The sequence below is a fragment of the Pseudomonas sp. HK3 genome (assembly GCF_052920985.1).
Genome location: NZ_JBREXD010000003.1, coordinates 1,336,831 through 1,362,984, shown reverse-complemented (window position 1 = coordinate 1,362,984; position 26,154 = coordinate 1,336,831). Strand labels below are relative to the sequence as shown.

General features: G+C 38.7%; 21 protein-coding genes and 2 pseudogenes. 10 read left to right on the top strand and 13 right to left on the bottom strand.

All coding sequences use genetic code 11. The features are described 5' to 3' along the window. The first annotated feature begins 12 nt into the window (after nt 1-12). From ACU6U9_RS21935 to ACU6U9_RS21920, 4 genes are all read left to right on the top strand, one after another. On the top strand, nt 13-1,269 hold the full coding sequence (locus ACU6U9_RS21935) for a flagellin (RefSeq protein ID WP_446737081.1): 1,257 nt from the start codon (nt 13-15) through the stop codon (nt 1,267-1,269). 79 nt (nt 1,270-1,348) lie between these two features. Further along, nucleotides 1,349-1,747 (top strand): flagellar protein FlaG, encoded by a 399-nt coding sequence (locus ACU6U9_RS21930; RefSeq protein WP_446737080.1) that lies wholly within the window; start codon nt 1,349-1,351, stop codon nt 1,745-1,747. A gap of 217 nt (nt 1,748-1,964) precedes the next feature. Further along, nucleotides 1,965-5,921: a flagellar filament capping protein FliD gene (gene fliD / locus ACU6U9_RS21925; protein ID WP_446737079.1), complete on the top strand. Its 3,957-nt coding sequence runs from the start codon at nt 1,965-1,967 to the stop codon at nt 5,919-5,921. Nucleotides 5,922-6,016: 95 nt separating this feature from the next. Continuing rightward, nucleotides 6,017-6,778 (top strand): substrate-binding periplasmic protein, encoded by a 762-nt coding sequence (locus ACU6U9_RS21920; protein WP_446737078.1) that lies wholly within the window; start codon nt 6,017-6,019, stop codon nt 6,776-6,778. 33 nt (nt 6,779-6,811) lie between these two features. Here the strand turns inward: ACU6U9_RS21920 and ACU6U9_RS21915 are convergent, their stop codons facing one another. After that, entirely contained in the window at nt 6,812-7,174 is a 363-nt protein-coding gene (locus ACU6U9_RS21915) for a hypothetical protein (RefSeq protein ID WP_446737077.1), read from the bottom strand. 185 nt (nt 7,175-7,359) lie between these two features. Here ACU6U9_RS21915 and ACU6U9_RS21910 point away from each other — a divergent pair, with 185 nt between their 5' ends. Beyond that, nucleotides 7,360-8,337 (top strand): LLM class flavin-dependent oxidoreductase, encoded by a 978-nt coding sequence (locus ACU6U9_RS21910; protein WP_446737076.1) that lies wholly within the window; start codon nt 7,360-7,362, stop codon nt 8,335-8,337. Between the two features lie 55 nt (nt 8,338-8,392). Here the strand turns inward: ACU6U9_RS21910 and ACU6U9_RS21905 are convergent, their stop codons facing one another. From ACU6U9_RS21905 to ACU6U9_RS21880, 6 genes are all read right to left on the bottom strand, one after another. Continuing rightward, nucleotides 8,393-9,601 carry an IS256 family transposase gene (locus tag ACU6U9_RS21905; protein WP_446733082.1) on the bottom strand — a complete coding sequence of 403 codons (1,209 nt, stop codon included), beginning with the start codon at nt 9,599-9,601 and terminating at the stop codon, nt 8,393-8,395. Between the two features lie 192 nt (nt 9,602-9,793). Beyond that, entirely contained in the window at nt 9,794-10,171 is a 378-nt protein-coding gene (locus ACU6U9_RS21900; protein WP_446737075.1) for a hypothetical protein, read from the bottom strand. Nucleotides 10,172-10,440: 269 nt separating this feature from the next. Then, a complete protein-coding gene (locus ACU6U9_RS21895) occupies nt 10,441-13,152 on the bottom strand; it encodes a beta strand repeat-containing protein (protein ID WP_446737074.1) in 2,712 nt (903 codons plus the stop codon). Between the two features lie 296 nt (nt 13,153-13,448). Continuing rightward, on the bottom strand, nt 13,449-14,015 hold the full coding sequence (locus tag ACU6U9_RS21890; RefSeq protein ID WP_446737073.1) for a two-partner secretion domain-containing protein: 567 nt from the start codon (nt 14,013-14,015) through the stop codon (nt 13,449-13,451). Further along, nucleotides 13,960-14,295, bottom strand: coding sequence for a two-partner secretion domain-containing protein (locus tag ACU6U9_RS21885; protein ID WP_446737072.1), 336 nt, complete (start codon nt 14,293-14,295; stop codon nt 13,960-13,962). Before ACU6U9_RS21885 ends, ACU6U9_RS21890 begins: the two co-directional genes overlap by 56 nt. A 1-nt stretch (nt 14,296) precedes the next feature. Then, a complete protein-coding gene (locus ACU6U9_RS21880) occupies nt 14,297-16,024 on the bottom strand; it encodes a ShlB/FhaC/HecB family hemolysin secretion/activation protein (protein ID WP_446737071.1) in 1,728 nt (575 codons plus the stop codon). Between the two features lie 800 nt (nt 16,025-16,824). On the opposite strand from ACU6U9_RS21880, the pseudogene ACU6U9_RS21875 reads away from it, so the two are divergent. The 4 genes and pseudogenes from ACU6U9_RS21875 to ACU6U9_RS21860 all read left to right on the top strand — a co-directional run. After that, nucleotides 16,825-17,991, top strand: a pseudogene (locus ACU6U9_RS21875) (AAA family ATPase); the annotation flags it as partial. 35 nt (nt 17,992-18,026) lie between these two features. Then, nucleotides 18,027-18,866 carry an AAA family ATPase gene (locus ACU6U9_RS21870; protein WP_446737070.1) on the top strand — a complete coding sequence of 280 codons (840 nt, stop codon included), beginning with the start codon at nt 18,027-18,029 and terminating at the stop codon, nt 18,864-18,866. Then, a complete protein-coding gene (locus ACU6U9_RS21865) occupies nt 18,866-19,771 on the top strand; it encodes a hypothetical protein (RefSeq protein WP_446737069.1) in 906 nt (301 codons plus the stop codon). The genes ACU6U9_RS21870 and ACU6U9_RS21865 overlap by 1 nt, the downstream gene beginning before the upstream one ends. 130 nt (nt 19,772-19,901) lie before the next feature. After that, nucleotides 19,902-20,870: pseudogene (locus tag ACU6U9_RS21860) on the top strand (IS30 family transposase). A gap of 83 nt (nt 20,871-20,953) precedes the next feature. On the opposite strand, the gene ACU6U9_RS21855 reads toward ACU6U9_RS21860, so the two are convergent. From ACU6U9_RS21855 to ACU6U9_RS21840, 4 genes are read right to left on the bottom strand one after another with little or no spacing between them, the layout of a single operon-like run. Then, nucleotides 20,954-21,682 (bottom strand): hypothetical protein, encoded by a 729-nt coding sequence (locus tag ACU6U9_RS21855; RefSeq protein ID WP_446737068.1) that lies wholly within the window; start codon nt 21,680-21,682, stop codon nt 20,954-20,956. 20 nt (nt 21,683-21,702) lie between these two features. Next, entirely contained in the window at nt 21,703-22,074 is a 372-nt protein-coding gene (locus ACU6U9_RS21850; protein WP_446737067.1) for a hypothetical protein, read from the bottom strand. Beyond that, nucleotides 22,075-23,997 carry a hypothetical protein gene (locus ACU6U9_RS21845; protein ID WP_446737066.1) on the bottom strand — a complete coding sequence of 641 codons (1,923 nt, stop codon included), beginning with the start codon at nt 23,995-23,997 and terminating at the stop codon, nt 22,075-22,077. Further along, entirely contained in the window at nt 23,966-24,664 is a 699-nt protein-coding gene (locus ACU6U9_RS21840; RefSeq protein ID WP_446737065.1) for a contractile injection system protein, VgrG/Pvc8 family, read from the bottom strand. The genes ACU6U9_RS21845 and ACU6U9_RS21840 overlap by 32 nt, the downstream gene beginning before the upstream one ends. 229 nt (nt 24,665-24,893) lie before the next feature. On the opposite strand from ACU6U9_RS21840, the gene ACU6U9_RS21835 reads away from it, so the two are divergent. Continuing rightward, nucleotides 24,894-25,118, top strand: coding sequence for a hypothetical protein (locus ACU6U9_RS21835; protein WP_446737064.1), 225 nt, complete (start codon nt 24,894-24,896; stop codon nt 25,116-25,118). A 6-nt stretch (nt 25,119-25,124) separates the two neighbouring features. On the opposite strand, the gene ACU6U9_RS21830 is transcribed toward ACU6U9_RS21835, so the two are convergent. Both ACU6U9_RS21830 and ACU6U9_RS21825 read right to left on the bottom strand, forming a co-directional pair. Continuing rightward, nucleotides 25,125-25,529: a DUF4150 domain-containing protein gene (locus ACU6U9_RS21830; RefSeq protein WP_446737063.1), complete on the bottom strand. Its 405-nt coding sequence runs from the start codon at nt 25,527-25,529 to the stop codon at nt 25,125-25,127. Nucleotides 25,530-25,536: 7 nt separating this feature from the next. Next, complete coding sequence (locus ACU6U9_RS21825; protein WP_446737062.1) at nt 25,537-26,151, bottom strand: DUF3540 domain-containing protein; 615 nt, start codon at nt 26,149-26,151, stop codon at nt 25,537-25,539. Nucleotides 26,152-26,154 lie beyond the last annotated feature (3 nt).

Below are 26,154 nucleotides of genomic sequence, written 5' to 3'. Positions count from 1 at the left end.
GGTGACTTAGGCATGGTCGTGTCTAACGGCGAAGGCCGTTCATTACAGCAGGCAACTACGGGTAACCTTGTTGGTGCAGTAGAGCAGAAACTATCAGGTGAGATTGCTTATTCATCAGCAAAAGGTGAAAAAGTTGAAATTACGTCCGCTGCTACTTCATCTGGTGAATTGTTCGCCGGCACATCAAATAGTTCTTCATTTGCAGGTGTGAATGGCCTAGATGATGGTGACGTGTTGATCAACGGCGTGAGTATTGGTGCAGCCAATGTGAAAGCCGATACCGCCAGTGCTGAGTTTGCATCGGATGGAACAAAAATATTGTCTAGCTCCAAGGAGCTATCAGCCATTGCTGTCGCCGCCTCTATCAATGATGTGTCTGCAGAAACGGGTGTTCAGGCAACTATCAACCCAACAGAAGTGGTTGGGGGTGACGGTACTAATAATAATGCAACGACACTGGCTGAGTTTGAAGTGGGTGATGCTGCTGAGATCTATATCAATGGGTACTCTGCTGGTACGGTAACGCTTCAGGACGACGGTACAGGTGCAATTGATACCGATCGTGCAAAAGCCGATGCTTTAAGTGTTATTAACTCAGTAGCTGGTAAAACGGGCGTTGAGGCAATTGATAACGGTGTGTCATTGAGTATGTCGGCAGAAGATGGTCGTAATATTTCGATCGCCATTGATGATAAGTCGGGTGCAAACGCATCGATCGGTGCCTTGTTCGGAATGGATGCCGCAAAAGCAGGTATTGGTGAGTCCACGTTTGGTAACGAGCCTGCGGATACCAACAATGGTATTAGTGCAGAGAGTGCCACTTACGAAACGACTTACGGCACAATCCGTTTAGAGTCTGCTGGTGAATTTACTATTGAAACTGGCGCAGAAGGGGCGGATGAGCTGGCCGCGCTGGGTCTATCTGAAGGTAAGTTTGGTGGTGCGGTTGATGGCCAGTTCCTAACAGAGATTGATATTTCAACCTTTGAAGGCGCAACATCAGCACTGACAGCAATTGATAACGCCATTGGTGCGATTGCGAGCCAGCGAGCTAACTTAGGTGCGATACAAAACCGTATGGAGTCGACTGTAAGTAACTTGGCGATTACGTCAGAAAACTTATCAGCAGCCAACTCTCGTATTCAAGATGCTGACTTCGCGGCCGAAACCGCTGAGCTATCACGTACGCAGGTGCTACAGCAGGCCGGTATTTCGATCTTAGCTCAGGCGAACCAGGGACCTCAGCAGGTGCTTTCTTTACTCGGATAAGTTAGGTAATACGCCAGTGTTAGGGTTCGCCCTACCACTGGCGGCGTAAGCAAGAACCTAATTTTAAGAGAGGTGTAATATGAATGAAATTAAAGCGCAAAACTCAGCAGTATTAGCTGCTCAGTCGCTCTCTTCAGCACCTCAAGTTCCAGTATCAAAGCCAAAAGCTGAGGTAAAAGCAGAAGCAGTTAAAGCGGAGCAGGAAAGCGGCAAGGTAATGCCCCCTAATGCGCAACAAACTGCCGAAGCAAGGAGCGTTGAGGTAAAAGAGGCGGTATCTAAGTTAAATGAGTATGTGCAAAAAACTCAGCGAGATTTAGATTTCCAGCTTGATGAAGACAGTGGAAAGACAGTGATTAGAGTCTATGACCGACAATCAGAGCAGCTGGTTCGCCAGATTCCTGATGAGGTTGCTCTAGAAATGGCAAAGAAATTGAATAGTGAAGAACCAACGTTGCTTTTTAGCGCTCAGGTTTAGCTACTCGTTTCACGCTAACACATCAGATAAGGGTGTTAGAGGATGTAAAACAAACCGGTTCAGCGTCTAGCTTAAACAGTGAAAACCAAGAACTAGCGCGTTATAGCTAAATCTTATAGCCCGAAATTAAAGTATTACCTGATACCGCCGTTAAATGGGGTATCGGGTTTTGCTTTATGTGACCCACAGATGTGAATAGACCAAAGTCGGAGGCTCCATGGCTGCTATTGAATCCTTAGGTATAGGCTCAGACCTTCTTACGAGTGATTTAGTTGATAGCATCATTAATGCTGATAAAGCGGCAGGTGAGTTGCGTCTAAATACTCAACAAGAAATTATTGACGCCAAAATTTCGGCTTATGGTGAAGTGCAAAGCAAATTGTATGATTTCTCGGAAGCCATTGTCGCGCTTTCAGACCCAACAAAAATAGGCGCAACAAACGCAACCTCTTCAGACGACTCTATTTTAACCGCAACTGCAAATTCGTCAGCGCCAGCGGGAACCTACAACGTAGAAGTACAGCGTACGGCTAAAGCGCACTCGTTAGTCTCTAAGTCATATTCAAGCGTGACGGAATCCGTTGGCAAGGGGACATTGACATTTAACCTTGGCACCACAAGTTACTTAGGTGGCGGTGGCTATGACGAATTTACGGCCAACCCAGATGCTGGTACTGCAACCATTACAATTTCAGATGGTAACAATAGTTTACAAGGTTTGAGAGACGCCATTAATAATGAAAACTTTGGTGTGAAAGCCTCAATTGTAAACGATGGTAATGGTTATGTTCTTCAGTTGACGAGTGAAAGCACAGGTGAAGACTTTAGTATGGAGATTATTGCTAAGGATGAAAACAATGCATTAGCGGCTTCAGGCTTGTCGGCTTTTGCTTATAATAAAAATCAAGACACACCAGGTTCTAATTTAACCGAAACCCAGCAAGGTGTTGATGCGTTAATTAGTGTAAATGGGTTATCGATTAGTCGTTCGAGTAACGAAATAACAGAGGTTATTGATGGTGTCACCTTAAGTTTAAAAGGTGAAGATGTCGGTAATAATGTGTCCATCACTATTGGTCCAGATGTTACGGGTATTTCTGAAAAAGTTCAGGCTATGATTGATAGCTATAATGAATTTCAAGACTTATACAAAAACTTAACCAAATTTGATGATTCGTCTAGCTCTGGCAGCTTACTACTTGGCGATAGCACGTTACGTTCAATCAATACTCAAATTAAAGGCATTATGACCAGTACAGTAGGCGGAATAACAGGTACGAATTTTCGGTCGTTCAGTGAACTGGGTATTTATACAGATCAAAATGACAGTTTTAAATTGAAATTTGATGCGAATTTATTTTTAAAAGGTTTAAACGAAAGTCGCGAGTCCGTTATAGGTGTTTTTGCAGATCAAGGTTTAACAACAGACGCAAATATTCGTTTTTTAAATGAATCGATTAATACAAAGCCAGGTGAATATGCTGTCAATATCACTCAACTTGCAACTCAAGGGGGTTATGAAGGTGGTAGCTTATCGTCACTAGACTTTATGTCGCCAGTATTAATCAATGAAGCAAATAATAGTTTTTCGATTAACTTAAATGGCCGCACAGCTGGTGTGACCTTAAGCCAAGGTTCCTATGCAACTGGAACTGAATTAGCATCAGAAATACAATCTCAGATTAACAGCACAAAAGATTTCAAAGACAGAGGTTACAGCGCCAGTGTTGCTTATGATGCTACCAATAAATCATTTAACATAACGTCTAACTCTTACGGTGCATCCTCACAAGTATACTTTTCATCCGTAGATAGTAATACGGCTAATACCCTTGGTTTTACCAATCGTGGCGAAGGTGAGTTTAAAGGTGTTGCACTAAGCACCTTGAATAATGAGTACTTTAATGGTTTTGGCCCTTCTACTATCGGTGGAAATCGTAGTATACCGGAAGATGAAGGCATTAATTTTTCAAGCTCTAATGCCTCGTTTTCTATTAGTTTAAATGGTGCGCCCGCTGAAGCGGTAACAGTAAACTTAAATGCAGATGGTTTAGATTTAAACGGCGATAATGTTTACGGTGATCGTAAAGATACGTTGCAAGCTATTCAAACAGCTATTGATGCAACCGCATTAAACGGCAGTGTAGTGGCGAGCTTTGATGATAGCGACAAATTAATTTTTACCTCAAGTAACCCAAGTGCAACAGACTCAATTGAGATAACAGCTGTCGGCGGAAATACCTCCGACTTATTGTTAGGTTTGGATGCAACCGATGGTCCTCAAGTCAATGGCAAAGACCCTGGTTTAACTTTTGGTTCTAATGTTGAGTTTCAAGTAACACTTGAAGGCACAGATAGCGCAAATACTGTTAGCTTACCTGCTGGTACATATTTAAATGGTAATGACTTAGCAACGGCTATTCAGGCGGCGATTAATACAGACCTTGCAGGTGACGCGAACTTAAGCAGTATGATTTTTGGTGCGACAACCGCAGAGGGCACACGTGATATTTCAACAAACATTGATTTTTCAACGACTAATGCGGGTTTTACATTAAACGTAAATGGGAATGAGCAAAATATTTTATTAGATGCAGATAGCGGTAATAATATTACAGATATACAAGCGAAACTAGATGCCGCTTATGGTGCTGGTGTTGTTACGGCACAACTAGGTTCTGGTAACGGGTTAGAGCTTGTGACCAATACAGCGGGTCATGAGCAATACATACAAGTTGTCAATGACGGTCAAGGTGCGGTAACCACAGGCGGTGCTGTGATCGGTGCTGGTCTCGATTTTAGTGGTGCAAATAATGCGACTTTTGATTTGGTTGTAGATGGCATTACTTTAAATGTTGATGTTAATACCAATGCCAGTACAGGAGATAAAACAGATTCGTTAGGTGCTGTTCAGCAAGCAATTGATTTAGCTATTTTAAATAATGGCCAATTCCAGGCGGGTGATATTGTCGCTAAGCTTGATGGTGCAGATCAAATTTATTTTGAAACCGTCTCAAGAAACGGCGTGAAAACAGCCGCCACATTTGGCAGTAACGCTGCAATTGAAATTCAAAATACCAATGCTAATGCACAAGCCTCACTTGGCTTGCCGGGTGTTAATACGTCATATAGCGGCGGTTTTGATGCACTTGGTATTAATGATGACATTACGTTTGGTTCTGATATTACAGCCGATGTTTCATACGAATATGATTCAGAAAGTGATAAAGGCAATTTAGTGATTAATATTGGTGGTACCGGCACGACTGTCGCATTTTCTAATGTTGATGCTGCCGCTATTTCATTCTTAGGTATACACGAACCAGATGGCACCGAAAATAGCATCGACACGGGAAAAGATGTGGAAGGCACAATAAATGGTGTTGAAGCGAAAGGTAATGGTCAATTTCTAACGGCTCAAAATGGCAATAAAGCGGCTACAAACGGCTATTATGTTGCTGATCAATCCGATGTTATTAATGGCCCTGTTGTCATTGATGGCACCAATGATACATTCACAATCGAATTAGATGGTTTCGAGTCTGTCATTACACTTGCACAAGGTACCTATGGCACAGGGGCGGCGTTAGCTACAGCAGTACAAGATGCTATAGATAACAATGCAGCTCTTAAAGCTGAAGGCTTAAAAGCAAAAGTAGATTTTACAAGTGATGCAACATCTGCGGCATTTGGCACAATTGGTATAATCTCTAATAGCACGGGGGCTAACTCTAGTGTGCTGATTAAAGATGTTTCAAATGCTGCTTCCACAGCATTAGGGTTTGTTGTTGGTCAGGGTGATGGTGAAGTGGGAAAAGCTCAAGATGGTAATATTGATGATGCCAGTGGTATTCGTTTAAAAGTTGAAGGTGGGGCGTTGGGTGGTAGAGGAAACGTAACCTATGTAACAGGTATTGCTGATCAGTTAAAAGATTTACTGCAGGGTATTCTTGATCCTAATAGAGGTATTTTGACCACAAAATTTGATACGCTCGATCAACAAAACCTAACACTAGAAGAAGATCGAGAAAGTTTTGAAGCACGTGTATCGGCCACAGAGGCACGATTAAAAGCACAATTTTTATATAACGATAGTATTATAGCGACGTTAAAGACAACTGAGAATTTTCTAACTCAACAGTTTGAAGCTATGGCTAATGCAAATAGAGGTTAAGAGCTCTAGATAAAATGGCAGTAATACAGGGGTTAAATTAACATTAATACTAATTAATCCCTGTTAATAATTGATTGGTATTAATTAGGGGATGCATGAATATTCGATTTATTTTTAGTTGTTTAATATTATTTAGCATCTCATTCGCATGTCAATCTAATGATTTATTAAAAGTTGCCATTCCACCTGCGGGTTATCCTCCATATATTATTATTGATGATGATCATATCAATGGTATTTTAATTGAAACACTGAAACATGCTGCTCAAGCATCTAATTTAGAACTAGAATTTATTTATGCGTCAGAACAGCATGCGCGAGATTTGTTGGATGCTAAAGAGATTGATGTGAGAATGGAGTCGCCGGGGTTTGTTGATAATCCTAAAAACTATCTTTGGAGCGACCCAGTCACCAGTATTAAGGATCTGTTTGTTTTTCATCGACTAACACCTAACGTATTTGAGCATGACGAATCACTAGCGGGATCAGAAATAAATACCCATATCGGTTATGCTTATCCAACTTTACAGTTACGATTTGAAAACGGTCAATTAAAAAGAAATGATTTTAAAACTGAAAGAGCCATGTTGTTTGATTTAATTGAAAATCAGAACGGTGTTAGTAAGGCTGCCGTAATGGATCAATATGTAGTGAAGTACTTAATGTTAAATATACCCACATTAAAATCAAATTTAGTGCTATCCAGGAGACACATTGATTATAAATATTTACATTTTCAATTTAATAAATCACTTAAGATGCGACAAATTCTAACTAAGCTTAACTTTGAAATTAAAAAATTTAAAAGAAGTGGTGCTGTTGATAAAATTATAAAAAAGAACGTAAGTGGCATATGAAAATATGCCACTCGATGCTTAAATTCGATATATTTATTTAGCCATAAGCGGGTTGCAGTTTTTGATTAAAACCTTACCTTCAAGTAAGGCACCTTTTGAATACTCTCTAAAATGGCAGGTGTTTGTTTCAGCATCATAACTTTCAAGCCATAAATTATCATTTTTCCAAGTGGCCATCATATGCTGATGGCCATCAGGTACGGTAACGGTCATGACACCGCCCCAGTTTTTAACAAATACTTGTTGAAAGTGAAAAAAGTACAAAGCGCTGCCGATAACAAAAATACACACAGCGACAATCCCTGCGGGTTTCCATTTGTTTAACTTAACACCTAATACATATAAAGATGTCATTGTAAGCGCAAGCACAAGTACCCAATAAAAATATGTAATCATAATCGTTCCTCCTGTGAATGTATGGCTATAGTAACCAATTAAAATATCTCTTGCACCTATCTGCATTTATATAAGCAATATTCATGTATTGCCTCGTCAGGTAAAACGCTGCGTCTTATTATTGTGTATTGAGACTCATGTATTAAGGCATTACTCTGGTGGCTAGATGGTATTAGGCAAGGTAAATGTTAAAACTTTCTGTTCTCGATCAATCAATTGCACGCAGTCGAAATCAAGGGACTCAAGCATTAAGTGAAACGTTAGAGATGGCGCAGTGGTGCGAATCACTTGGTTATGAGCGATTCTGGGTATCTGAGCATCATGCTTTTCCATCAGTAGCAGGTTGTGCACCTGAGGTTTTACTGGCGGCTATTGGCGCCGTGACTCAGTCTATTCGATTAGGTTCTGGCGGTATTATGTTGCCGCACTACAGCCCTTATAAAGTGGCTGAGGTATTCTCATTATTATCAAACTTATACCCAAACCGTATGGATCTTGGTGTTGGCCGAGCACCAGGAGCCGATATGGAGACTGCAAAAGCGCTTGCAACCGATGGTCGACCTAAATTTGAAGCATTTCCTCAATTGGTAGAGAGGTTAAGCGAATATTTATGGCAAGAGCAAACTCAGCCATTGGTTTGCCCTAAGCCTGCTGAAGATATTCCGCTTTGGATGTTAGGTTCAAGCCCTGATAGCGCAAATTTAGCGGCCGAGCAAGGTTTGCCGTATAACCTTGCTGCATTCATTAATCCTCAAGTACAACCCAGTTTTATGAGGCACTACCGCAAACAATTTAAACCCAGTATGTTATGTCATAAGCCATATTGCATGTTAACCATCAGCGTATTCTGTGCGCAAACTCAAGCGGAAGCAGAGGCTTTAGCAAAGGCATTCGATATAAATTTCTATCGATTTGTAACAGGGCAAACACAAGGTGCATTTTTAACCCCTGAAGAAACCATGTTATATCCAGTTACACCACAATTAGTGGACTTTATGAAAAGCAGAGCCCAGTTAAGAGCAGTTGGTACGCCAAGGCAAGTTAAAGAAAAAATAGTTAACATTGCCCAGCAGTTTGAATTAGATGAGGTGATGATAGTAACTAATATGTACTATCTTCAAGATAGAAAGCGAAGCTTTGAACTGGTTAAAAATAGTTTTTAAGCATATTTTTACAGTAGGCCCTGAGGATGTAAGCCATTCTGTGTAACCGCCAGTTTTAAATGTAATCTTTCAAACGGTCTTCGAACATGATCATAAATCGGTTCAAGGCCGTTTTCCAGTTTCTTATCGGCATAGTCCACTTTTCCGAAGCTTGTCGTACCGCAAGGTAAACCACTTTTTTAGCCGACTCTTCTGTTGGAAATACTTTTCGTTTTTTCGTCGCTTTTCGAATAACGCTGTTCAGAGATTCAATGGCATTGGTTGTGTAAATGGCTTTTCTGATATCAGCAGGATAGTTAAAAAGCGTATTTAAATTCTCCCAGTGATTACGCCAAGATCGGCTGATTTGTGGATATTGACCATCCCACTTCTCACTAAAATCAGACAGTGATTGCAAGGCACTTTCCTCAGTCGCGGCCTGGTAAATTTTCTTTAAATCAGCGGTGACGGCTTTGTAATCTTTCCAAGGAACGTACTTCACTGAGTTACGAACCATGTGCACGATACACAGCTGAATTTGCGTTTCTGGATAGACGGCATTGATAGCATCTGGAAAGCCCTTCAGGCCATCCACGCAAGCAATGAGAATGTCTTTCACACCACGATTCTGCAGCTCAGTCAGAACATTTAGCCAGAACTTAGCCCCTTCGTTTTCAGATAGCCACATGCCCAATAACTCCTTGTGGCCTTCCATGTTGACGCCTAAGGCAAGGTAAACTGATTTATTGATCACCTGTTTGTCCTGACGAATTTTAAGCACGATGCAATCAAGATAAACAATGGGATACACCGCATCTAATTCACGAGATTGCCATTCAATCACTTCTTCAATGACCGCATCAGTGACTTTTGAAATTAGGCTTGGAGAGGCATCTGCGTTATACAGTTCTTTAAACGTTTTAACGATTTCTCGTGTGGTCATGCCTTGGGCGTATAAAAATAAAATTTTATCGTCCATCGAGGTAAACCGAGTCTGATTTTTCTTTACTAATTTAGGATTAAAAGAGCCTTCGCGATCCCTAGGGGTATCTAGTTGAAACTGGCCATCTTCGGTGCGTAAAGTTTTACTGGTGGTGCCATTGCGGCTATTGGAGTTAGAGGATTCTTCATTCCGTTCATAACCAAGGTGCTCATCAAGCTCAGTATTTAAAGCCCGCTCAACTGTCACTTTAGTGAGCATCTGACGAAATTCATTAAGGTCTTGTTCTGTTTTAATACCCTTTGCCGCTTCGCGGGCAAAGGCTTCTAGTGCTTCTTTGTTCATTGCTGCCTATCCTTAGCCATTTCTGGCTTTGATGATAAGCAGTTACACAGATTTATCTACAGCCTCTAGGCCCTTAATAATAAGGCCGTTTATATCTTGCTCTGACATACCTTCAATATGAATTTTTGTCACAATATTGTCTGTTTTGGTATCCGTTAGATAGATCACAGAATTCTTTAAATCAATTGCGAGCTATCCATCTCCGTTATGGGTTCTAAATAATGCTGTTTTTAATGGCTGATAGGTAACAGACACATCTTTAATCGTCGTACAAATTAAATTTGCGTATTCATTTTTTTGATCTGTTTTTTTAAGGCCCATTATATGCTTTGGATAATCTCTCATATCAACTGAAAATCCAATTGATTCTTTTGTAATGCTATAGATTGTAATTGAGCCTTTATCTTTGAAGCTTATTGGCAGTACATCGCCGGTGTTTAAGTGTGACCCTTTTAATGACTTTATGGGCAGCTTTAATCGAGTAATCGTATTAGGTTGAATTTCAATATTGGCACCTAAATAATTTTGGTTTTGATTGCTAGGTGTTGTAGCAATAGCATAGGTACACATAAAGCTTGTTAGTAAGATTAAAAGGCATATTCGAAGCGCTATTGTCTTTGAATAAATTATTAAGGTATTTAAGTCTCTGTACTAAATAATGCGCATATCATAGTCGAGTGAACGTGCTTTACAATCTTAGTATGTATAAGTGTTTGGTAATCCGGATATTTATATTTTTCTTTAAATCGAAGTTTACTTGGTACACTGATGAAAAACTAAGAGTAGGTGGTGTGCCTGCCTCTTAGTTTTATAGTGTAAGTGGTGATGTATGCTAGAGATTAATAGCCTAATCTCCAGCCTTTTCTAGAATAGTAAAGATTAGGGCTTGAGCTTGGGGTTTTAATTGTTTTAACACTCTCGTCTTCATCCACCTGCCAGCTTGAATTTTCAATCAGGCCTAACGTGGTTTTGTAGTGAGGTTCAATCAGTGAGTTAATTGATGTTGACGACAAAAAGTTATAAGCATCAACAATAGCCGCACCTGATTGAGATGAGGTATCGATAACACGACTTTTAGAATTAATCCCAGCATTTGCAAGGTTAGCAATATAAATATCCCCATCAGACTCTGTACTAATAATGCCATTGTCTTTTATATCGATAACAATAGGGCTAGCAACCGACTGACCAATATTCAGTTTACCTAGTATTGTTAGGTTATTACTTGTGATGTTTACAGATGTCAGATCATTCGATACATAGTCATCAATCGCGTTAAATATGTACCCCGCATCTGATTGAATCAATACGTCGCCTTTAGCGTTTATCGCGCCTAAACCAATATTTCCGGTCTGTGATGTTAATGAAATGTTACCAAAATCAGAGTTTAATGTTGCAAGCTTGGACATCGTAATATCTGTAACAGCATTAAGGTTTATATCTAACCCTGTGGATGTAATATTTTTCTTAATATTGATGCTATTTGCATTAATATTGGCATTACCAACTAGAGTAATAGATTCGTTGAGGACTAAGTCGCTGGCACTAAAAATATTTAAATCTTGTAGCGCGATATTTGAGCCTATTTCACCAATAGTAATCTCATCACTGTAGATATTAAGGTCGTAGGTTCCATCGATTGTGCTATCACCAAAATTGACGATGACAGGTTCTTCTGCACTGCCAAATGTCATATCTTTATATAAGTTAATAGCATTCACATTTGAAAAGTTATATCCGAAGGTGGAGCCTATAAGTTTAATGTCACCATGTAAGTTGAGGGTGCCTGCTTGATCAATTATTAGGTCAGTTACTGTACCATTGGCACCAATGTTACCCAAACTCAAACTACCACTGCCGGTATCAAAAGTAATTGAGCCTACAGCATTCAAATTAACACCAGACAAGTTTAAGTCCTGGTTTTCGGTTGTAAATGCTAAGGGCTCTAGTAGTGTCCAATCCCAATTTCCTAATATACTTAAACCACGTTGACCAATAATGTTCGGGCGGTCAACCATGTGCAAAGTACCTTCACCATTGAGTGTTAAAGACGATAAAGGGTCGATATCACCAAATTTGTATAAATACACACTTTCATTGCTAGCATCGAGTGTTAAGTGTTTTGTACCATTAATAGATGGGGGCGCAATAGTTGAATTTAAGTAAACGAGGCCCGTTTTATTTTCAGTGTCAGTGTATTGTTTTTCATCAAGAAAATTGATGTTTCCCTTAATTGTTAAGTCGTTCTGTAAGTTGATCGACTTAGTAAATAGACTGATATTTTCACTTGAAATTAAATCACCCCATAGGTTTAAATTTGTTGAATAGACTAAATTATTAGCGTCAGATGAGTTTTTTATGGTGATATTTTTTGCATTAATATCATCGGCATCCACTGTATCAGCAATGATGGTGATATCGTTATTACTGGATAATGTTGTATTTTTTAAGTTAATTATATTTTTAGATTCAAACTTACTGTTCGTTTTTACTGAAACAGAGCCAAGTCCTGTGGCAATGATTGAATCTTCGGCTATATAATCGCCTGATAAAGACTGAGTTGTATTACTACTTGTTAACGGTGAATTTTCTAATGTTATAGCTTTTGCATTACGAATGCCATTTAGGTCGAATCCACCTGTACCGCTATTGATATTAATTGCTTTTTGATTACTGTTAATACTGCTTGATACAATAAGAGGACCGGACTTACTTGTTAAACTAAATGCGTCTGTGCTGCTATTTGATAGTTTAATAATGGATGAATTTATTAATAATGATTCAGTTTCAAAAAAAGACCCTGTAGCATTTAGTGTTGTGAATTTATTAATGTTAACGTTTTCAGCTGAAATATTACCTATACTAATTTCTGATGTATTAATATCATTACCAGTGAATATAAGGTCGTAATCAGATGCATTAATGTCAAAATTTTCAAGATTAAGCGTAGTTAGCCCTGAAATATTGAGATCCCCCGTAACATTGATTGTCGATCTATGATTAGCCTCCATATTGCTTGATGTATATGATGTTACGGATAATTTTTTTGTTTTTAAATTCCCGCTTATTGATAAGGCCGAATCATCATCATTGATATGTATATCTACGGAGTTAAAACTTTCGGAGTTTTCATCCATAGCCATATTTTTTAAGTCTATCTCAGTGAAATATTTATTGGAATTACCAAAAGTTATATTAGTACTTTCTGAACCAAGGGTATTGAATATAGGGTTTTTAAAGTTTATTTTGTCACCGATAAAGCTCGTGTCTTTTGAGACGTTTATAAGAGTATTCTCAGTATTATTTGAATCTATAGTAAATTCATCTAGGAAATTATAGTTTCCACCTAATGTTATGGCACCAGAGGTAATGTCTATGTTATTGATTTTACCTATATTATTTATATTGCTTTCAATTCCTCCCACTAATACGTTATCACCTTTGACTCTTAGGTTTACATTATGGTCAGATATTAATGAAATATCTTGAGATCTAAAATTGTTTCCTGCATCAATTAATATAGAATTTTGATCTGCGTCAGAAACACTCAAATCTAAATTCCCATTGAAGGTGATGGATTCTTTAGCTTTTAAATTGTCAGATATTGAAATGGAGCCATTATTATTGGTTGTACTTAATGTTATATTTTTTAGCCCACCGATGCCGCCAATTAAACTGTACTTGTTTTCTTGTCCAGTTAATTCTTTTGTAATTATATTAGATCCTGAGAGTTCTAAGTTCAGATCGGTACTGTAAATTCTTCCAGTAACGATAATGCTTTTATCAGACTCAATATTTAAGTTTTTAATGATGTTTTTTTCTGATGCTATAATGTCATTTTGTATATCTATTGCTTCATTGGCTGAAATTTCCTTATGGATTCCGCAGAAATTAAATTTGGGATTTTAACGTTTCCTGTAAACAAGCCCGATAAATCTGAGCTGTTTAACGTTACCATGCCATTGTTACTTACTAAGCTACCATGATCTGAAAGGCTGTTGTTTTTTATGGTTAGATTTTGATTGCTAGGGTTTATGGTGTCAGTGGTGAACCCTATTGCTAGCCCGGGTAGCGTAATAGAACCCGCTGATGTTTGAGTGTTTAATGATAGGAGTGCATCATTACCGGTCGAGTTATCTTGAACATTACCGGTTACGTCGATATTTTCGCTATAAAAGGCAATGTATTGTGTGTCATTAGCAATATCTAAATTGCCTAAGGTGATTTTTCCTGTACCTGCCCCTGAGGTAGGGTCTGTTAGTAGCACGTTATCGTCATTAAGCCCTAGTGAGAATGTGGTAGCTAAAAACCCTTGTGTATCAATGACTGCATTTTGTCCAAAGGTAAAGCCATTGTTGTTAACTAAAAAAACAATGACCATTGGCTTTAATTGTGCCGAGTATTTGTGATGCACTTAAATCATTTATTTGATTAACTACAACAGAGTCTGAGTTCATTTGATTAAATATAACACTTTCGTCACTGGCTATATTGAATGTATCCCATACCATTTCAGTATTATTTACATGTGATATATTAATATTTGTTGTATTGCCGTCTATACCTATTATTCCACCAGAGCTATCTGAATTACTTAATGTTGGTGATGCGTGAATGTACGAACTATTAACGCAAGCAACAGCGATTGCTAAAACAGTGACAGAGAATGGTAATTTCTTAGATGGATAGCTCATATTAAAATCCTCTATCAAAGTTAAATAGCACTTCGAATTTATTTGCGCTGGATTCACCTGCGTCTTTTAATGGCATGGCTAATTCAATTTTACTACTAAATTTACCGTCTTTTATAAATTCTGCATATCCGCCTATAGATGCCATTTCGGCTTCGCCTAGTACATCTCGGTTGGGCTCTAAGCGCTTTCCTTTGCCGTAATCAAAAAAAGCTGCTAATTTTAAACTGCTGATGGGTAAAATAAACTTACTGGCATTGGCTTTTCCTGAGATCTCTAAGGTGGCAATGGATGATCGATCACCACTAAAATCAGATGTGCTATAACCCCTTACAGAGCTTACACCGCCTAAATTTGACAATTCAGATGATAATAAAAGATCATCTGTATGTTGAAATCTCAACTTGGTGAGTAGTTGGTAAGGACCAATAGCTTGGTTGCGCATGAGTATGAGGTTGTATTTGGTAAAATCCATTGGCGCTTTATTTAGCGATGTACCGGTGCGGCTGATTTTTGCATCATTATTATCATGTGCACCTGCAACGCCTGGTAGCCCTCTGTGTATATCTAACTGTACGGCACTGGCAGATGGACTACCAATATGGTCATTCCATTGTAAGGTTGAAGTGACAGTGGCAATTGTCAAACTATCTTCAATTTGTGCACGATTATTTTGAAAGCTTGTGGCTTGTTTTTTACTTAAGGTTAAGCCGCCGTTTAGCTGCAGATTATTTTTTAAAATAAAATGTTTGCTGATACCTACATAGGTTGTGTCAGCTTCACCATCAATTTTTGCTAATTTAAAATCTCCCCCTACCGAGTACTGTGATTCTTGGTAGCCAAATCGTGTGATAATCCCGTGACGAAAAAATTGACTAAGCCAGCTGGTAGTGAAATAAGGCGACCACCTAAACGAATAATTAGCACCAATGTATAAACTGTTAGCGGGGTCTATTGTGGCCAGTAAATTTAAGCTAAGTCGATCGGCCATATCTGCGATGTTATATACATCAGCCGATAACATGCCACGCATGGACCCTGTGTATTCGCTGCCATAGTTATCAAAACTAAAATTAAAATCCGTTACTTTTTCTTCTGTAACAAAAATATCAATTTGTGTGTTACCAATATCATCCCCTTGCCTAAATTGAGATTTAACAGTGACACCAGGGTATTGGCTGAGCTCCAATAGTGATGATTCGAGCGTTGATATATGCGTAGGCTGACCAATGATATCTTGAAAAGGACGTGTTAAGCGTTCGCCAGAATAATGGTCTTGTTTATGGGCGGTAACTTTTTCAAGCTTCCCATACACTATATCTAGATAAAGCGTATTATTTTTAACACTTTGCTCAGGAAAATAGACTTTAGATAATATGTAACCTTTTGAGCGGTAATAATTAGTGAGCTGATCTGATAATTGATGGAGACGGTCAATGGTATAGCGTTGATTATTTTGCTTTAAATCGGCAGCGATTAAGGCTTCAATTTGTTCATGATTAATTTCGTTAGGCTGGTTTTCTTTTAATTTGGCGATATCAAAATTACGTATGGTAACGACAGGATTAGAATCCTCTCTGTTACTGCTTTGTACATCTTTGTTTTTGAATACGGCCGAATCATCACTCTCAAAATAGTGATTGATAGGCTGAGCATTAACATAACAGCTCATTGTACTAATAACAAAAAGATATAAGGGTAATTGATTTCGAACGGTTGGCCAGCTAGTCACATCACGATCCTGTAATTAGTACTAACGAACAAATATGAAAAGTGGAGAGATGATATAAAAAGCATCCTGCCTTTATGAGTAAGACGTCATATCTTACAAACGACTTTTCAGAAATCCTTGCTGTTAGTCGATGGATTTGCTATCAATGCCGCCTGAATATTCTCAACGCAATTTCATTAGCAAATCGTAAAATTTGACGCAGTATATAGACTGAAAATTTGCTTTTCAAACTAAATTACAAGGAGTAAGACGTGGTTAACATTGGAATGGAAAAACTCATTGAAAAGCTAAGCCCTTTGATGAAACTCTCGCTTGAAGAAGCTGCTCAGTTAGCGGTTTCGCAAGGGCATTTTAATATCGAAATTGAGCACTGGGTCCTTGCAATATCAAAACATCCCCATACCGATCTATTAGAGCTGATTAAAAAGAACCCTGATTCTGATGAAGGAATCCTTATAAATCAGCTTGTAAATACAGTGCATGACTTTCAGTCGGGTAATACTCGCTCTCCAGCATTTTCAAAAAATTTACTTGAAGCATTAAATGATGCTTGGTTGGTTTCGTCAGTTGAATTTGATCGCCAAGATATCACGTCAGGCCATTTACTTATTGCAGTACTAAAGCATGGTGGCTTGTTGCATCAGTTAGGTCGCTCATGCCCTGAATTTTATAAGTTGTCAGTTAATGAGATAGAAAGACTGGCAGATAAAGTTATTGGCTCAACAAGTGAAAGCGCTGTTTTAGCAGAGGCCGGTGCAAATACGATACAAGGTCAAAATCAAAACATACACGCGGCTCACCTAGATCGATACACGCAAGATTTAACGGCAAAAGCGGCTCGCGGTGAAATTGACCCAGTTATTGGCCGTGATGCAGAAGTCAGGCAGTTGATCGACATCTTGCTTAGACGCCGACAAAACAACCCCATTCTGACAGGTGAGCCGGGCGTCGGTAAAACAGCCGTTGTTGAGGGTTTGGCTAATCGTATTATTGGAAATGATGTGCCAGACCCGTTAAAAGGTATTCGTTTGTTATCGTTGGATATGGGCGCGCTTCAGGCTGGTGCCAGTGTTAAGGGCGAGTTTGAAAAGCGCTTAAAAGCCGTTATTGAAGAAGTGAAAACGTCACCAGAGCCGATTATTGTTTTTATAGATGAGGCTCATACGTTAATCGGAGCTGGTGGCAGTGAGGGCAAGGGAGATGCTGCCAATTTATTAAAGCCTGCGCTAGCCCGTGGTGAGTTTAGAACCATTGCCGCCACAACATGGGCAGAGTATAAAAAATATTTTGAGAAAGACCCTGCGCTGACTCGTCGCTTTCAAGTAGTGAAAGTAGATGAACCCGATGAAGATACCGCTATTGATATGATGCGCAGCATGGTGCACGCATTAGAGGAGCATCATGGTGTGAGTATTCTAGATGATGCTATTGAAGCCAGTGTGAAACTTTCATCTCGATATATCCCATCAAGACAGTTGCCCGATAAATCAGTTAGCTTATTGGATACCGCCTGTGCCCGGGTTGCACTTAGTCAGGGCGCGACACCAGAAGCCGTTGAAATTCAACAGCGTATTATTGAGCAAGCAATCACTAACCTTGCCTTGCTTGGCAAAGAGCAGGCCGCTATTGGCGGCTTAGAAGAAAAAATTGCTGAGTATGAAAATAAAAAATCGAAAGCTGAAAAGAGTCTTACTGAATTAGAAGCCAAATGGCAGCAAGAAAGTGAACTGGTAACAAAAATAAAAGAAGCCAGATTGAAAGCAGAAGCATCCAGTATTATATCGCCTATGTATGAGGCACTTAAAGTGCTGCAAGGACAGAGTCCTATGGTGCATCTTGATGTGAATGCTGAGGCGGTTGCATCTATCGTCGAAAGTTGGACAGGGATACCGGTTGGCAACATGGTATCAGATGAAATAGAGGACCTATTGATCCTAGAGGAAAAGTTAAAACGCAGAGAGTCGTAGGGCAAGACCATGCTATACAAAAAATAGCCCAAGCCGTGCGTATTTCACGATCAGGCTTAACCGACCCGCGTAAACCAGTTGGTGTATTTATGATGGTGGGCACATCGGGCACGGGTAAAACCGAAACGGCACTGGCATTGGCGGATTATCTTTATGGTGGTGAGCAAAATCTTATTACGATCAATATGTCTGAATTTAAAGAAGAACATAAGGTATCCATGTTATTAGGTGCCTCTGCGGGTTATGTGGGTTATGGGCAAGGTGGTGTGCTCACTGAAGCGGTACGTAAGAACCCTTATAGTGTTGTGCTATTAGATGAAATGGAAAAAGCCCACCCGGGAATTCAAGATGTATTTTACAATCTGTTTGATAAAGGCACGATAAAAGACGGCGAAGGTCTCGATATCGACTTTAAAAACACTTTAATCATTATGACAACCAATGCAGCAACCAATGCAATCTCCCAGTACTTTGGCAAAGATGATGTAAATGAAGAGCAGCTGCTCGAAGATATCAAACCAGAGTTATTGGAAGACTTTAGGCCTGCATTCTTAGGACGCTCGACAATCGTGCCGTACTTCCCGCTGACAGAGGATGTTTTACAAAAAATAATTGAAATCAACCTTAGCAAAATCAAGACACGCTTAAAGGAAAGATACAAAGCAGATGTCAGCTTTTCATCTGATACTATGCAATACCTGCTAGATAAATGTACTGACCCTGATACTGGTGCACGTAATGCCGAAAACGTCATAAATAAATCCATATTGCCAGCGGTATCTAATGCGTGTTTACAGGCATTGGTGGATGGTAATGAAATTAACCAGTTATCGGTTAAGTTGGTGAGGGGAGAGTTTGAGGTGGCTGTGGATTGATGGGAAATGATGATCTGATTATAAAGAAAGGAGTTAAATTCTATTTTTTAGAGTTTATAGGCTCACTTGTACTTTTTGTTTTTTTAGGATTTCCATTTTGGATGCCATTGATATTTATAGTTAACGATATGATGGCTAATAATAATCCTCTAATAATGTATATAGTGGGAAATAAGGGGAGTGCTATGGTTGTTGCTGAAACAATTATTAAGTATTCATTTTATTTTATTCCCAGTGCTGTTTTACTGTATTGGTATAAAACTAGCGATGAGAAAAAAAATAATATAATTGATTTTATGATTTCTTCAGATGACGAATATAAAACTAATATTAGCTGGAAAGCAAAAGGTATAACGGGGAATCCGTCTAATAATAAAAAATGGGTGTCAATTAAACCTGGCGTTATGACGTTTAAAAGTACTCATAAATACCAAGTTTTCACTTATCCAGTTTTTTTAGTTGGACTTGTTTATAGCTTGACTTATGCGTTTTCGAATGGCGGTGTGTTTTACTTTTTTATGAATTATGGTTTTTTGACATTGGTTGCTGCCCTAATGATAAATGGTTTATTTTATATTTTTGGGTTGAGTGGCCTAGTGGTAAGTATCAATAAAGGTATATTTCAGGTCGGTGTTGACACAATTAAGATTGAACAAGTGGAAGCAATACAAGTTTTAAGAAAACGCCAGTCTCATAGTGATGGTGGGGAGCTTTATAATGTTTATGAAGCCAATATCATATATTTAGGTGGTCAGCGTTATAATTTTTTAAATCATGGTGATTTATTCGAATTAACTGAGCAAATTAAGCAAATAAATAAATATTTAAGCGTCAAAGTGGTAGTTGACGAGAATACGATTGATGATATTAAAAAACATAATCAAGAAGCAATATTTAAAAAATAGCGATGGATATGAAGTATGGATTGTTATTTAGTTTCGTGAATTCAACTCGTAAGTGCAACATTAAGGTCTGAATGAGGAGTAAGTTAGGGTAACCTCTCTGCTTTTCGTTCCGGCAAGAATGACAGGCATTATGAGAAACTACTCCCAACTTACTGAAGAGCAAAGATACCAGATTTATGAAGATCACACACAGGGTATTTCACAAACTGAAATCGCTAAAAAGATTGGTGTTAATAAGTCGACTATATCCAGAGAGTTAAAACGAAATACCGGGCTGCGAGGGTATTGCCCTAAACAAGTACATCAGCTGTCTAAAACTAGAAAAGCCACTCGCTCGAAGGTACGCATAACCGTTCATCATTGGATGCGTATTGAAGTGTTGATTCGTGAAGACTGGAGCCCTGAGCAAATCAGTGAATGGTTATTTCTGAATGAAAGCATTCGGGTCAGTCATGAATGGATATATTTGTACGTTTATCAAGATATGCGTGAGGGTGGCGACTTACATAAACATCTACGCAGTCAAAAAAAGCGCAGAAAACGCTACGGTAGTTATAGCACGAGAGGACAGCTAAAAAACAGAGTATCCATTGACGAGCGCCCGCTAGTTGTTGATTTAAAAAGCCGCTTTGGTGATTAGGAGGCCGATACCGTAACGGGTCAGCAATCAGGCCCAAGGTTGGTGACATTGGTTGAACGAAAAAGTCGCTTTACTCTGATTGGGCTGGCAAAAGATAAAAGTGCAAAATCTGTAACACAAACGATTAATCGAATGTTAGAGGGTTTCCATGATCGAGTTAAAACAATCACTTATGAGAATGGAAAAGAATTTTCTGGCCATGAGTCTATCGCAAAATTTAGTGGCTCTAAGGCCTATTTTGCGCATCCATACAGCTCATGGGAGCGAGGATTAAATGAAAATACGAATGGATTATTAAGGCAGTACTTTCCAAAAGGATCGGATTTTTCAGTCTTAAGAGACTCAGATATTAAGATTGGAATGGAGAAACTAAATAATCGTCCAAGAAAATGTTTGGGGTTTAAAACACCAAATCAAGTATTTTTAAAGATCAACCCACCTGTTGCACTAGTGAGTTGAATCCGCGAATGAAAAGTAACTTAAATTTAATAATATATATTATTTTATTAACGTATATATTGGTATTGCAATTTCTTTATTATTTAAATGATTTCTAGAGATATGGATAGCTCATTTCCATTTTCATGAATATGGCAAGGAAATACTTTACCTGGAATTAATTTAGATAAATCGTTTTTATTTATTTTCTCAGTTAAGCTCACTTTTTGACCTGATAGCTTCCCACCATGCACTTCTCCTGTTAGTTCAAACATGTTTTCTTTATTATGAAATATAGGGTTTAATTCTAAAAGCTTGAATACAGTATTATATTTTTTTTGGTCAAAGGAGGGTGTTGTGTCATGGTCAATAATCATGTTACCGGTTTGGTCGTATGGATCAAGGTACGATTCTTGTTTGTTTGTAGGGTTGTAGTGTACCGTTATAGAATCACCATTACTAAAAATAAAAGACTTATCGATATCTATTTTTTTAAATTCTTTTAATACACCAGCATAAAATATATTTATATTATAATTTTCATTATTTTTTTCAATCAATCTGACTTCACCCGCTGTTTTTATTGGTTCCTTCATGCTTTTGTATGAAGAGTTGCTATCTTTCTTTATATTGTAATTAGAGAAAGCATTAATAAAAAATGGGATTATTACAAAATAAGAAGCAGCAAAAAAACCACCTTGCAGACCAAATAATACTGGAAATGCGGTACTTAAATGATCTGTTAGATTCAATTTAAATATGAATGTCATAAAAAGGGTATATACAACTATTGTTATTACTAGTGAAAGTAATAGGCTTGCAATAATTTTCATAATATATTTATCTTTTTTAATTATCTTTCTTCAATATTTACAAATGCAATATCAGGATTTTTTGAATTGTATAGTATTTCAACTAGCTCTCCTGCGGATGCTTCGTGAATAAAGTTTGGAGGTAAATGTTTGAAATTTTTTATACGACCTAAATATGATATTTGAGCATCATACAAAGCTTGTCGGTTTAAGAACTGACCACTGGTTTTTATATCTTTGATACAACCATAGGTAATGGTTTTGCATTTACTCCTTTGGAATACTGGAAATAATATATCCCATGCTTGATATAAAACAGCAGTTGCTGGAATTAAGGCAATAGGGCTTACAAATATTGAAAGAACAATGCAGCCGATTCCCACATATAAATATACAAATCCAAAAACTTTCATTTATCCTACCATTACAATTGTTGCTTTAACCATACTAATATTAGTTTTTGTAATCACTGTTTTTGAGTAGTTATTAATAGTAATATCATTTTTTTCAGCTTTTAGTTTTCCACCTTGGATTAATGGTCCGTGATGTGTTTCTGCTTTTGCCCCAAGAAAAACTTCGGCTGCAGCAGCTATAGTCAAATTTGCATACCCCCCATTATAGTTGTTTGCAACTAATGCTAATGCTGTGTGAGTTTCTGCGCTAAAGGTTGCAGAGCTTTTTGCTCCCATGTAAGTTTCACTGGTTGCACCAACTCGACTGGATGTTACGTCTCCTTGATTATGGGTTTCCATAACATTGCCCATAAGTGTAACGGTTTGGTCACCTGTAAGGGTTTCGGTAACATTACCATTGTGTATTGTAGTAATGTCACCTTTTATAGTTTCATCAATGTTACCTTTTATACTTGACGTGGTATTGCCTTTAATTGTTTCATCGGTATCACCCGTCATTACACTAGTAATATTGCCTGTATGCGCTTCATCTTTATCACCTTCTTGTAAGTCGAAGGTATTACCAATGGTTTTAGTAATTAAATCAGAATCGCTTGGCGATCCAGAAAAGCCAGAAGAAAAATCATTGAGCATATCGGAAGGAGCATTTGCGCCCGTATTATTTTCTACGTAACAACCGCCAAAGTTAAAGGTTTTATGGATGTTATTTTGTTTGTAGCCATTTGACCAATTATAAGCATGACCTTCATGGTAGTAATATTTATTACCAAAATCTTTTTGTATTAATCCAACATTTCTTTCGTCTGGCAGGCTAGCTTGAATATCTTTGTTTACACTTGGATTATTTGGGTCGTCAGCAGAATCTAATCCTGGAATTTCAAATACAGTATTGTCTGTGCAATCATCATCTGCATGGTTTTCAATGTGTTGTTGACCAAAATTATAGGTAGCGGAATAACCATGGTTAAAGTCAACACCTTCACGCCAGTTATATCGATTGCCATAGTTTCTATGAACATGGGCGTCGCCTTTGATTAGATCTAATCTCTCAGAGCTATTAGTCCCGTATTCATCTAGCGCCATGAACGGCGTATTATTAATATGTTCTTTAACAGTAGCAGGGTCTAAATCCGCTGTCATATGCAAAGACTGGCGAGACTTTAATGCGCCTGTGTACAGCATGCCGTCTGTGATGATAGCCGCATGGTGCGGATTCTCATGTGTGACAGGATGCAGTACAGATTGGGAGTTCTCAAGTGCGTTTAAAATATAGGGGCGGTTTGGGTTGCCACCAATAAAGCCGATTTGTACTTCGGTACCCGGTGTAAGTGGCATATCAAAATGGTTGCTACGAGCGGTGTGGCTGGCATGGCGAATCCAGTTTGATATCTTGTCTTCTTCGCCGCGCATAAAATCAAATGTGACTTGGTATTTGCCGACTTCATTGCGTTGCGCAAGTGTTTGGTCGTTTGCGGCAGAGTACACTCGGCCAGTGGTTGAAACCACATTAGGGGCTTTCATTTTACGTTCTGGGCGATACTGGGTGTCTTTTGGTATGCCTGTAAAGGTACATTCATAATAAGGTTCGGCTGATTTGCCTGCTGCAAGTGCAGGGTCATCTAGATTGTTACCGCTGTGCGTAACATGGGTAATGAGTACTTCATGCTCATCGCCACTTGGGGTTGCGATCGTTAATACAAAGCCCGGTGTAATACTAGGAATCCCTGTCGTGCCTGAAAAAACCACTTTATAAGCTGATAGCTCTTCTAATCGAATTTTAGCAAGTAAGTCAGCTTCGTCTTTGTTGTCTGCGCCCTCGTCAGCCATATTAACACTGGTTTTATCATCAGCTGGGTCACCGGCAATACCTTGAAAAAGCTCCATAGCTTGGTCAGGGTTTGTTCTCTGAAATAACGACCGCATCAGGCACTGAATTGTACTTGCGTCTAAGTGTACGAATGGTATTAAAACTATGGGTCGGGTTATTGCTTTGATCTAATTCAACGGTACCTATAGGTAATGGTTCATAGTTGGTGTCGTCAGCAAAAATTAAACGGCCGTCTTGATCATGGTCAAAGTAATAATAAATGCCCCAATGCTCAGCGACACGACTTACAAAATTAAAATTAGATTCACTATATTGGCAGATAAATTCTTTCGGCGGATACACCTGAGAAAGGCTTAGGTGATGATCGAGCATCAGGTCATTGCTGAGTTCATCGCTGATGACATCTTGTGCTGTTTTTTCAGTAAAAATATCATAGCTTTGGTTTTTACGTTGACGCCACAACGTTGGGACCATAATACCTGTGTAGAATTTATGAGTATTTGATTTTTCAAATAACTCTTCGACCTCATGAAACATACCTTTGACAGTATATGGGTCTCGGTTTGTGATGCCGTCAACGGTTAGAGTGATGTCTTCTTGAGTCAGTGACGAGTGATCCAGTGACTTGGCAATATCATTCTTTATTTTAAAGGTGATTTTAAGCTCAAAAAAGCTTGAGATGGACTCAGTACCTGAAATAGCGGTGATTTCTAATTCTTTGGTGTAGCTGTCAGATGCTAAAGAAAATATTGGTTGAGCCATATGTAATATCCTTATCCATAAATCATTGCTCGTGGCAACATTCGATTATAGAGACTTAGCTGTCTAAGTGTCTATGCTTGTATTTTTTTCTATTAGAAATTGAGCACTGGTTAAAACATTGCTATAAATATTCTATTGATTTGGTTAAAAAGTACTAATTATAAATGTGCCTACTGTATATTTCTTTGTTCATTTTATTACACTGATTCGATTACAAGGAGTAATCATTATGTATGAACTAAAAATATCGCTTAATGAGCAGACTGCAATCATTAAAACTCAAGATGCAAGTATTCAAGCGATTAGAGATAAGCTATCACACCCCATCGAAATAGAGGCATTTGGCCCTCAAATATTCTTCACTCTACTTGGTAAAAGAAGCCAAGTAACATTAACGCTAAATGACCCTGCTAATAATGAGATTGAGCATGAAAAATATGAGCTTACGTTCTAAATAACGTCACTTCAGAATAAGCACCTTTGTTTGTGCTGGGGCGATTGTCACGCCTGGCACATTCATACTGCTGCCGTTTTGTCCTGTCATTGATGTTAATCTCGCAGCAGGTTTTCCACCAAAAAATGTCGCCATGCTACCCATCAAAAATTTGGTTGGACCCATGATGCCACCAGAAATAAGGCCACCAGCCACACCGGGTTGATCACCATTGCTCATAGGGATTTGTGTGCCCACAGTGTGCGCAAAGCCACCTGCTATAAGTACTTTCATCGCCGCGCTTGAGGGCATAGCGGTCGCACCCATTGAAATATTTGGGTAGGGCAGAGGCACAATAGCAGGCCCAACAGGGGTTTTGCATACATCGGGCATACCCATGTTGGTACCGCCCATTTGACAATTAGCAAACATAATTTTTCTATCCCATGTGAATGCGTTCGCCGTTTATTTTCACATCACTTTTTGCGGTGATGTCAACTTGGCGAGAGCGTTGAATGAATGCATTTTTAATATTTTGAATAATATCAACAGCTGATACTTGCTCGATTCGTTCGATAATTCTAAAGCTGTCTTTTATGCGCTGAATCATTCGGTCAATATTTGATTCCACCGTACGAGATGAGAACTGGGCGGTATCACTATTCAGGTTGACAGAATCACTTTTCTGGTTAAATTGGCGAGCATTAACCGACATGGTTTGGTTATTAATGCCCAGCGAATTTGACTGCATACTAATAGAAGGGCTTTTAATATCGATACCAAATGGCGCCGACAGCATAGCAACCGATGCTTGAGTGCGTTCAAGTATGTTGAGTACATAATATGAATGATGGTTACGCACCGTGAGTTCAACGGTATCATTGACGATAGGATCAAACGCACAGCTAAAGGCTTTTTTTGCCGTCACGACATCCGTATTATCTAATTTGATTGTGATAATACCTTGATCGGTGTTGATAACTTCACCAAAAATATGGTCGTTATTGATGTCTTGTGGTCTGGTTAAAGCCAGTGCTATTTCATGTGTGTTCATAAA

What these genes read in the sequence shown, in the direction of transcription:
- ACU6U9_RS21935 (WP_446737081.1), top strand. Translation starts at nt 13, where the DNA reads ATGGTCGTGTCTAACGGCGAAGGCCGTTCATTACAGCAGGCAACTACG.
- ACU6U9_RS21930 (WP_446737080.1), top strand. Translation starts at nt 1,349, where the DNA reads ATGAATGAAATTAAAGCGCAAAACTCAGCAGTATTAGCTGCTCAGTCG.
- fliD (WP_446737079.1), top strand. Translation starts at nt 1,965, where the DNA reads ATGGCTGCTATTGAATCCTTAGGTATAGGCTCAGACCTTCTTACGAGT.
- ACU6U9_RS21920 (WP_446737078.1), top strand. Translation starts at nt 6,017, where the DNA reads ATGAATATTCGATTTATTTTTAGTTGTTTAATATTATTTAGCATCTCA.
- ACU6U9_RS21915 (WP_446737077.1), bottom strand. Translation starts at nt 7,174, where the DNA reads ATGATTACATATTTTTATTGGGTACTTGTGCTTGCGCTTACAATGACA.
- ACU6U9_RS21910 (WP_446737076.1), top strand. Translation starts at nt 7,360, where the DNA reads ATGTTAAAACTTTCTGTTCTCGATCAATCAATTGCACGCAGTCGAAAT.
- ACU6U9_RS21905 (WP_446733082.1), bottom strand. Translation starts at nt 9,601, where the DNA reads ATGAACAAAGAAGCACTAGAAGCCTTTGCCCGCGAAGCGGCAAAGGGT.
- ACU6U9_RS21900 (WP_446737075.1), bottom strand. Translation starts at nt 10,171, where the DNA reads ATGTGTACCTATGCTATTGCTACAACACCTAGCAATCAAAACCAAAAT.
- ACU6U9_RS21885 (WP_446737072.1), bottom strand. Translation starts at nt 14,295, where the DNA reads ATGAGCTATCCATCTAAGAAATTACCATTCTCTGTCACTGTTTTAGCA.
- ACU6U9_RS21865 (WP_446737069.1), top strand. Translation starts at nt 18,866, where the DNA reads ATGGGAAATGATGATCTGATTATAAAGAAAGGAGTTAAATTCTATTTT.
- ACU6U9_RS21855 (WP_446737068.1), bottom strand. Translation starts at nt 21,682, where the DNA reads ATGAAAATTATTGCAAGCCTATTACTTTCACTAGTAATAACAATAGTT.
- ACU6U9_RS21850 (WP_446737067.1), bottom strand. Translation starts at nt 22,074, where the DNA reads ATGAAAGTTTTTGGATTTGTATATTTATATGTGGGAATCGGCTGCATT.
- ACU6U9_RS21845 (WP_446737066.1), bottom strand. Translation starts at nt 23,997, where the DNA reads ATGCGGTCGTTATTTCAGAGAACAAACCCTGACCAAGCTATGGAGCTT.
- ACU6U9_RS21840 (WP_446737065.1), bottom strand. Translation starts at nt 24,664, where the DNA reads ATGGCTCAACCAATATTTTCTTTAGCATCTGACAGCTACACCAAAGAA.
- ACU6U9_RS21835 (WP_446737064.1), top strand. Translation starts at nt 24,894, where the DNA reads ATGTATGAACTAAAAATATCGCTTAATGAGCAGACTGCAATCATTAAA.
- ACU6U9_RS21830 (WP_446737063.1), bottom strand. Translation starts at nt 25,529, where the DNA reads ATGTTTGCTAATTGTCAAATGGGCGGTACCAACATGGGTATGCCCGAT.
- ACU6U9_RS21825 (WP_446737062.1), bottom strand. Translation starts at nt 26,151, where the DNA reads ATGAACACACATGAAATAGCACTGGCTTTAACCAGACCACAAGACATC.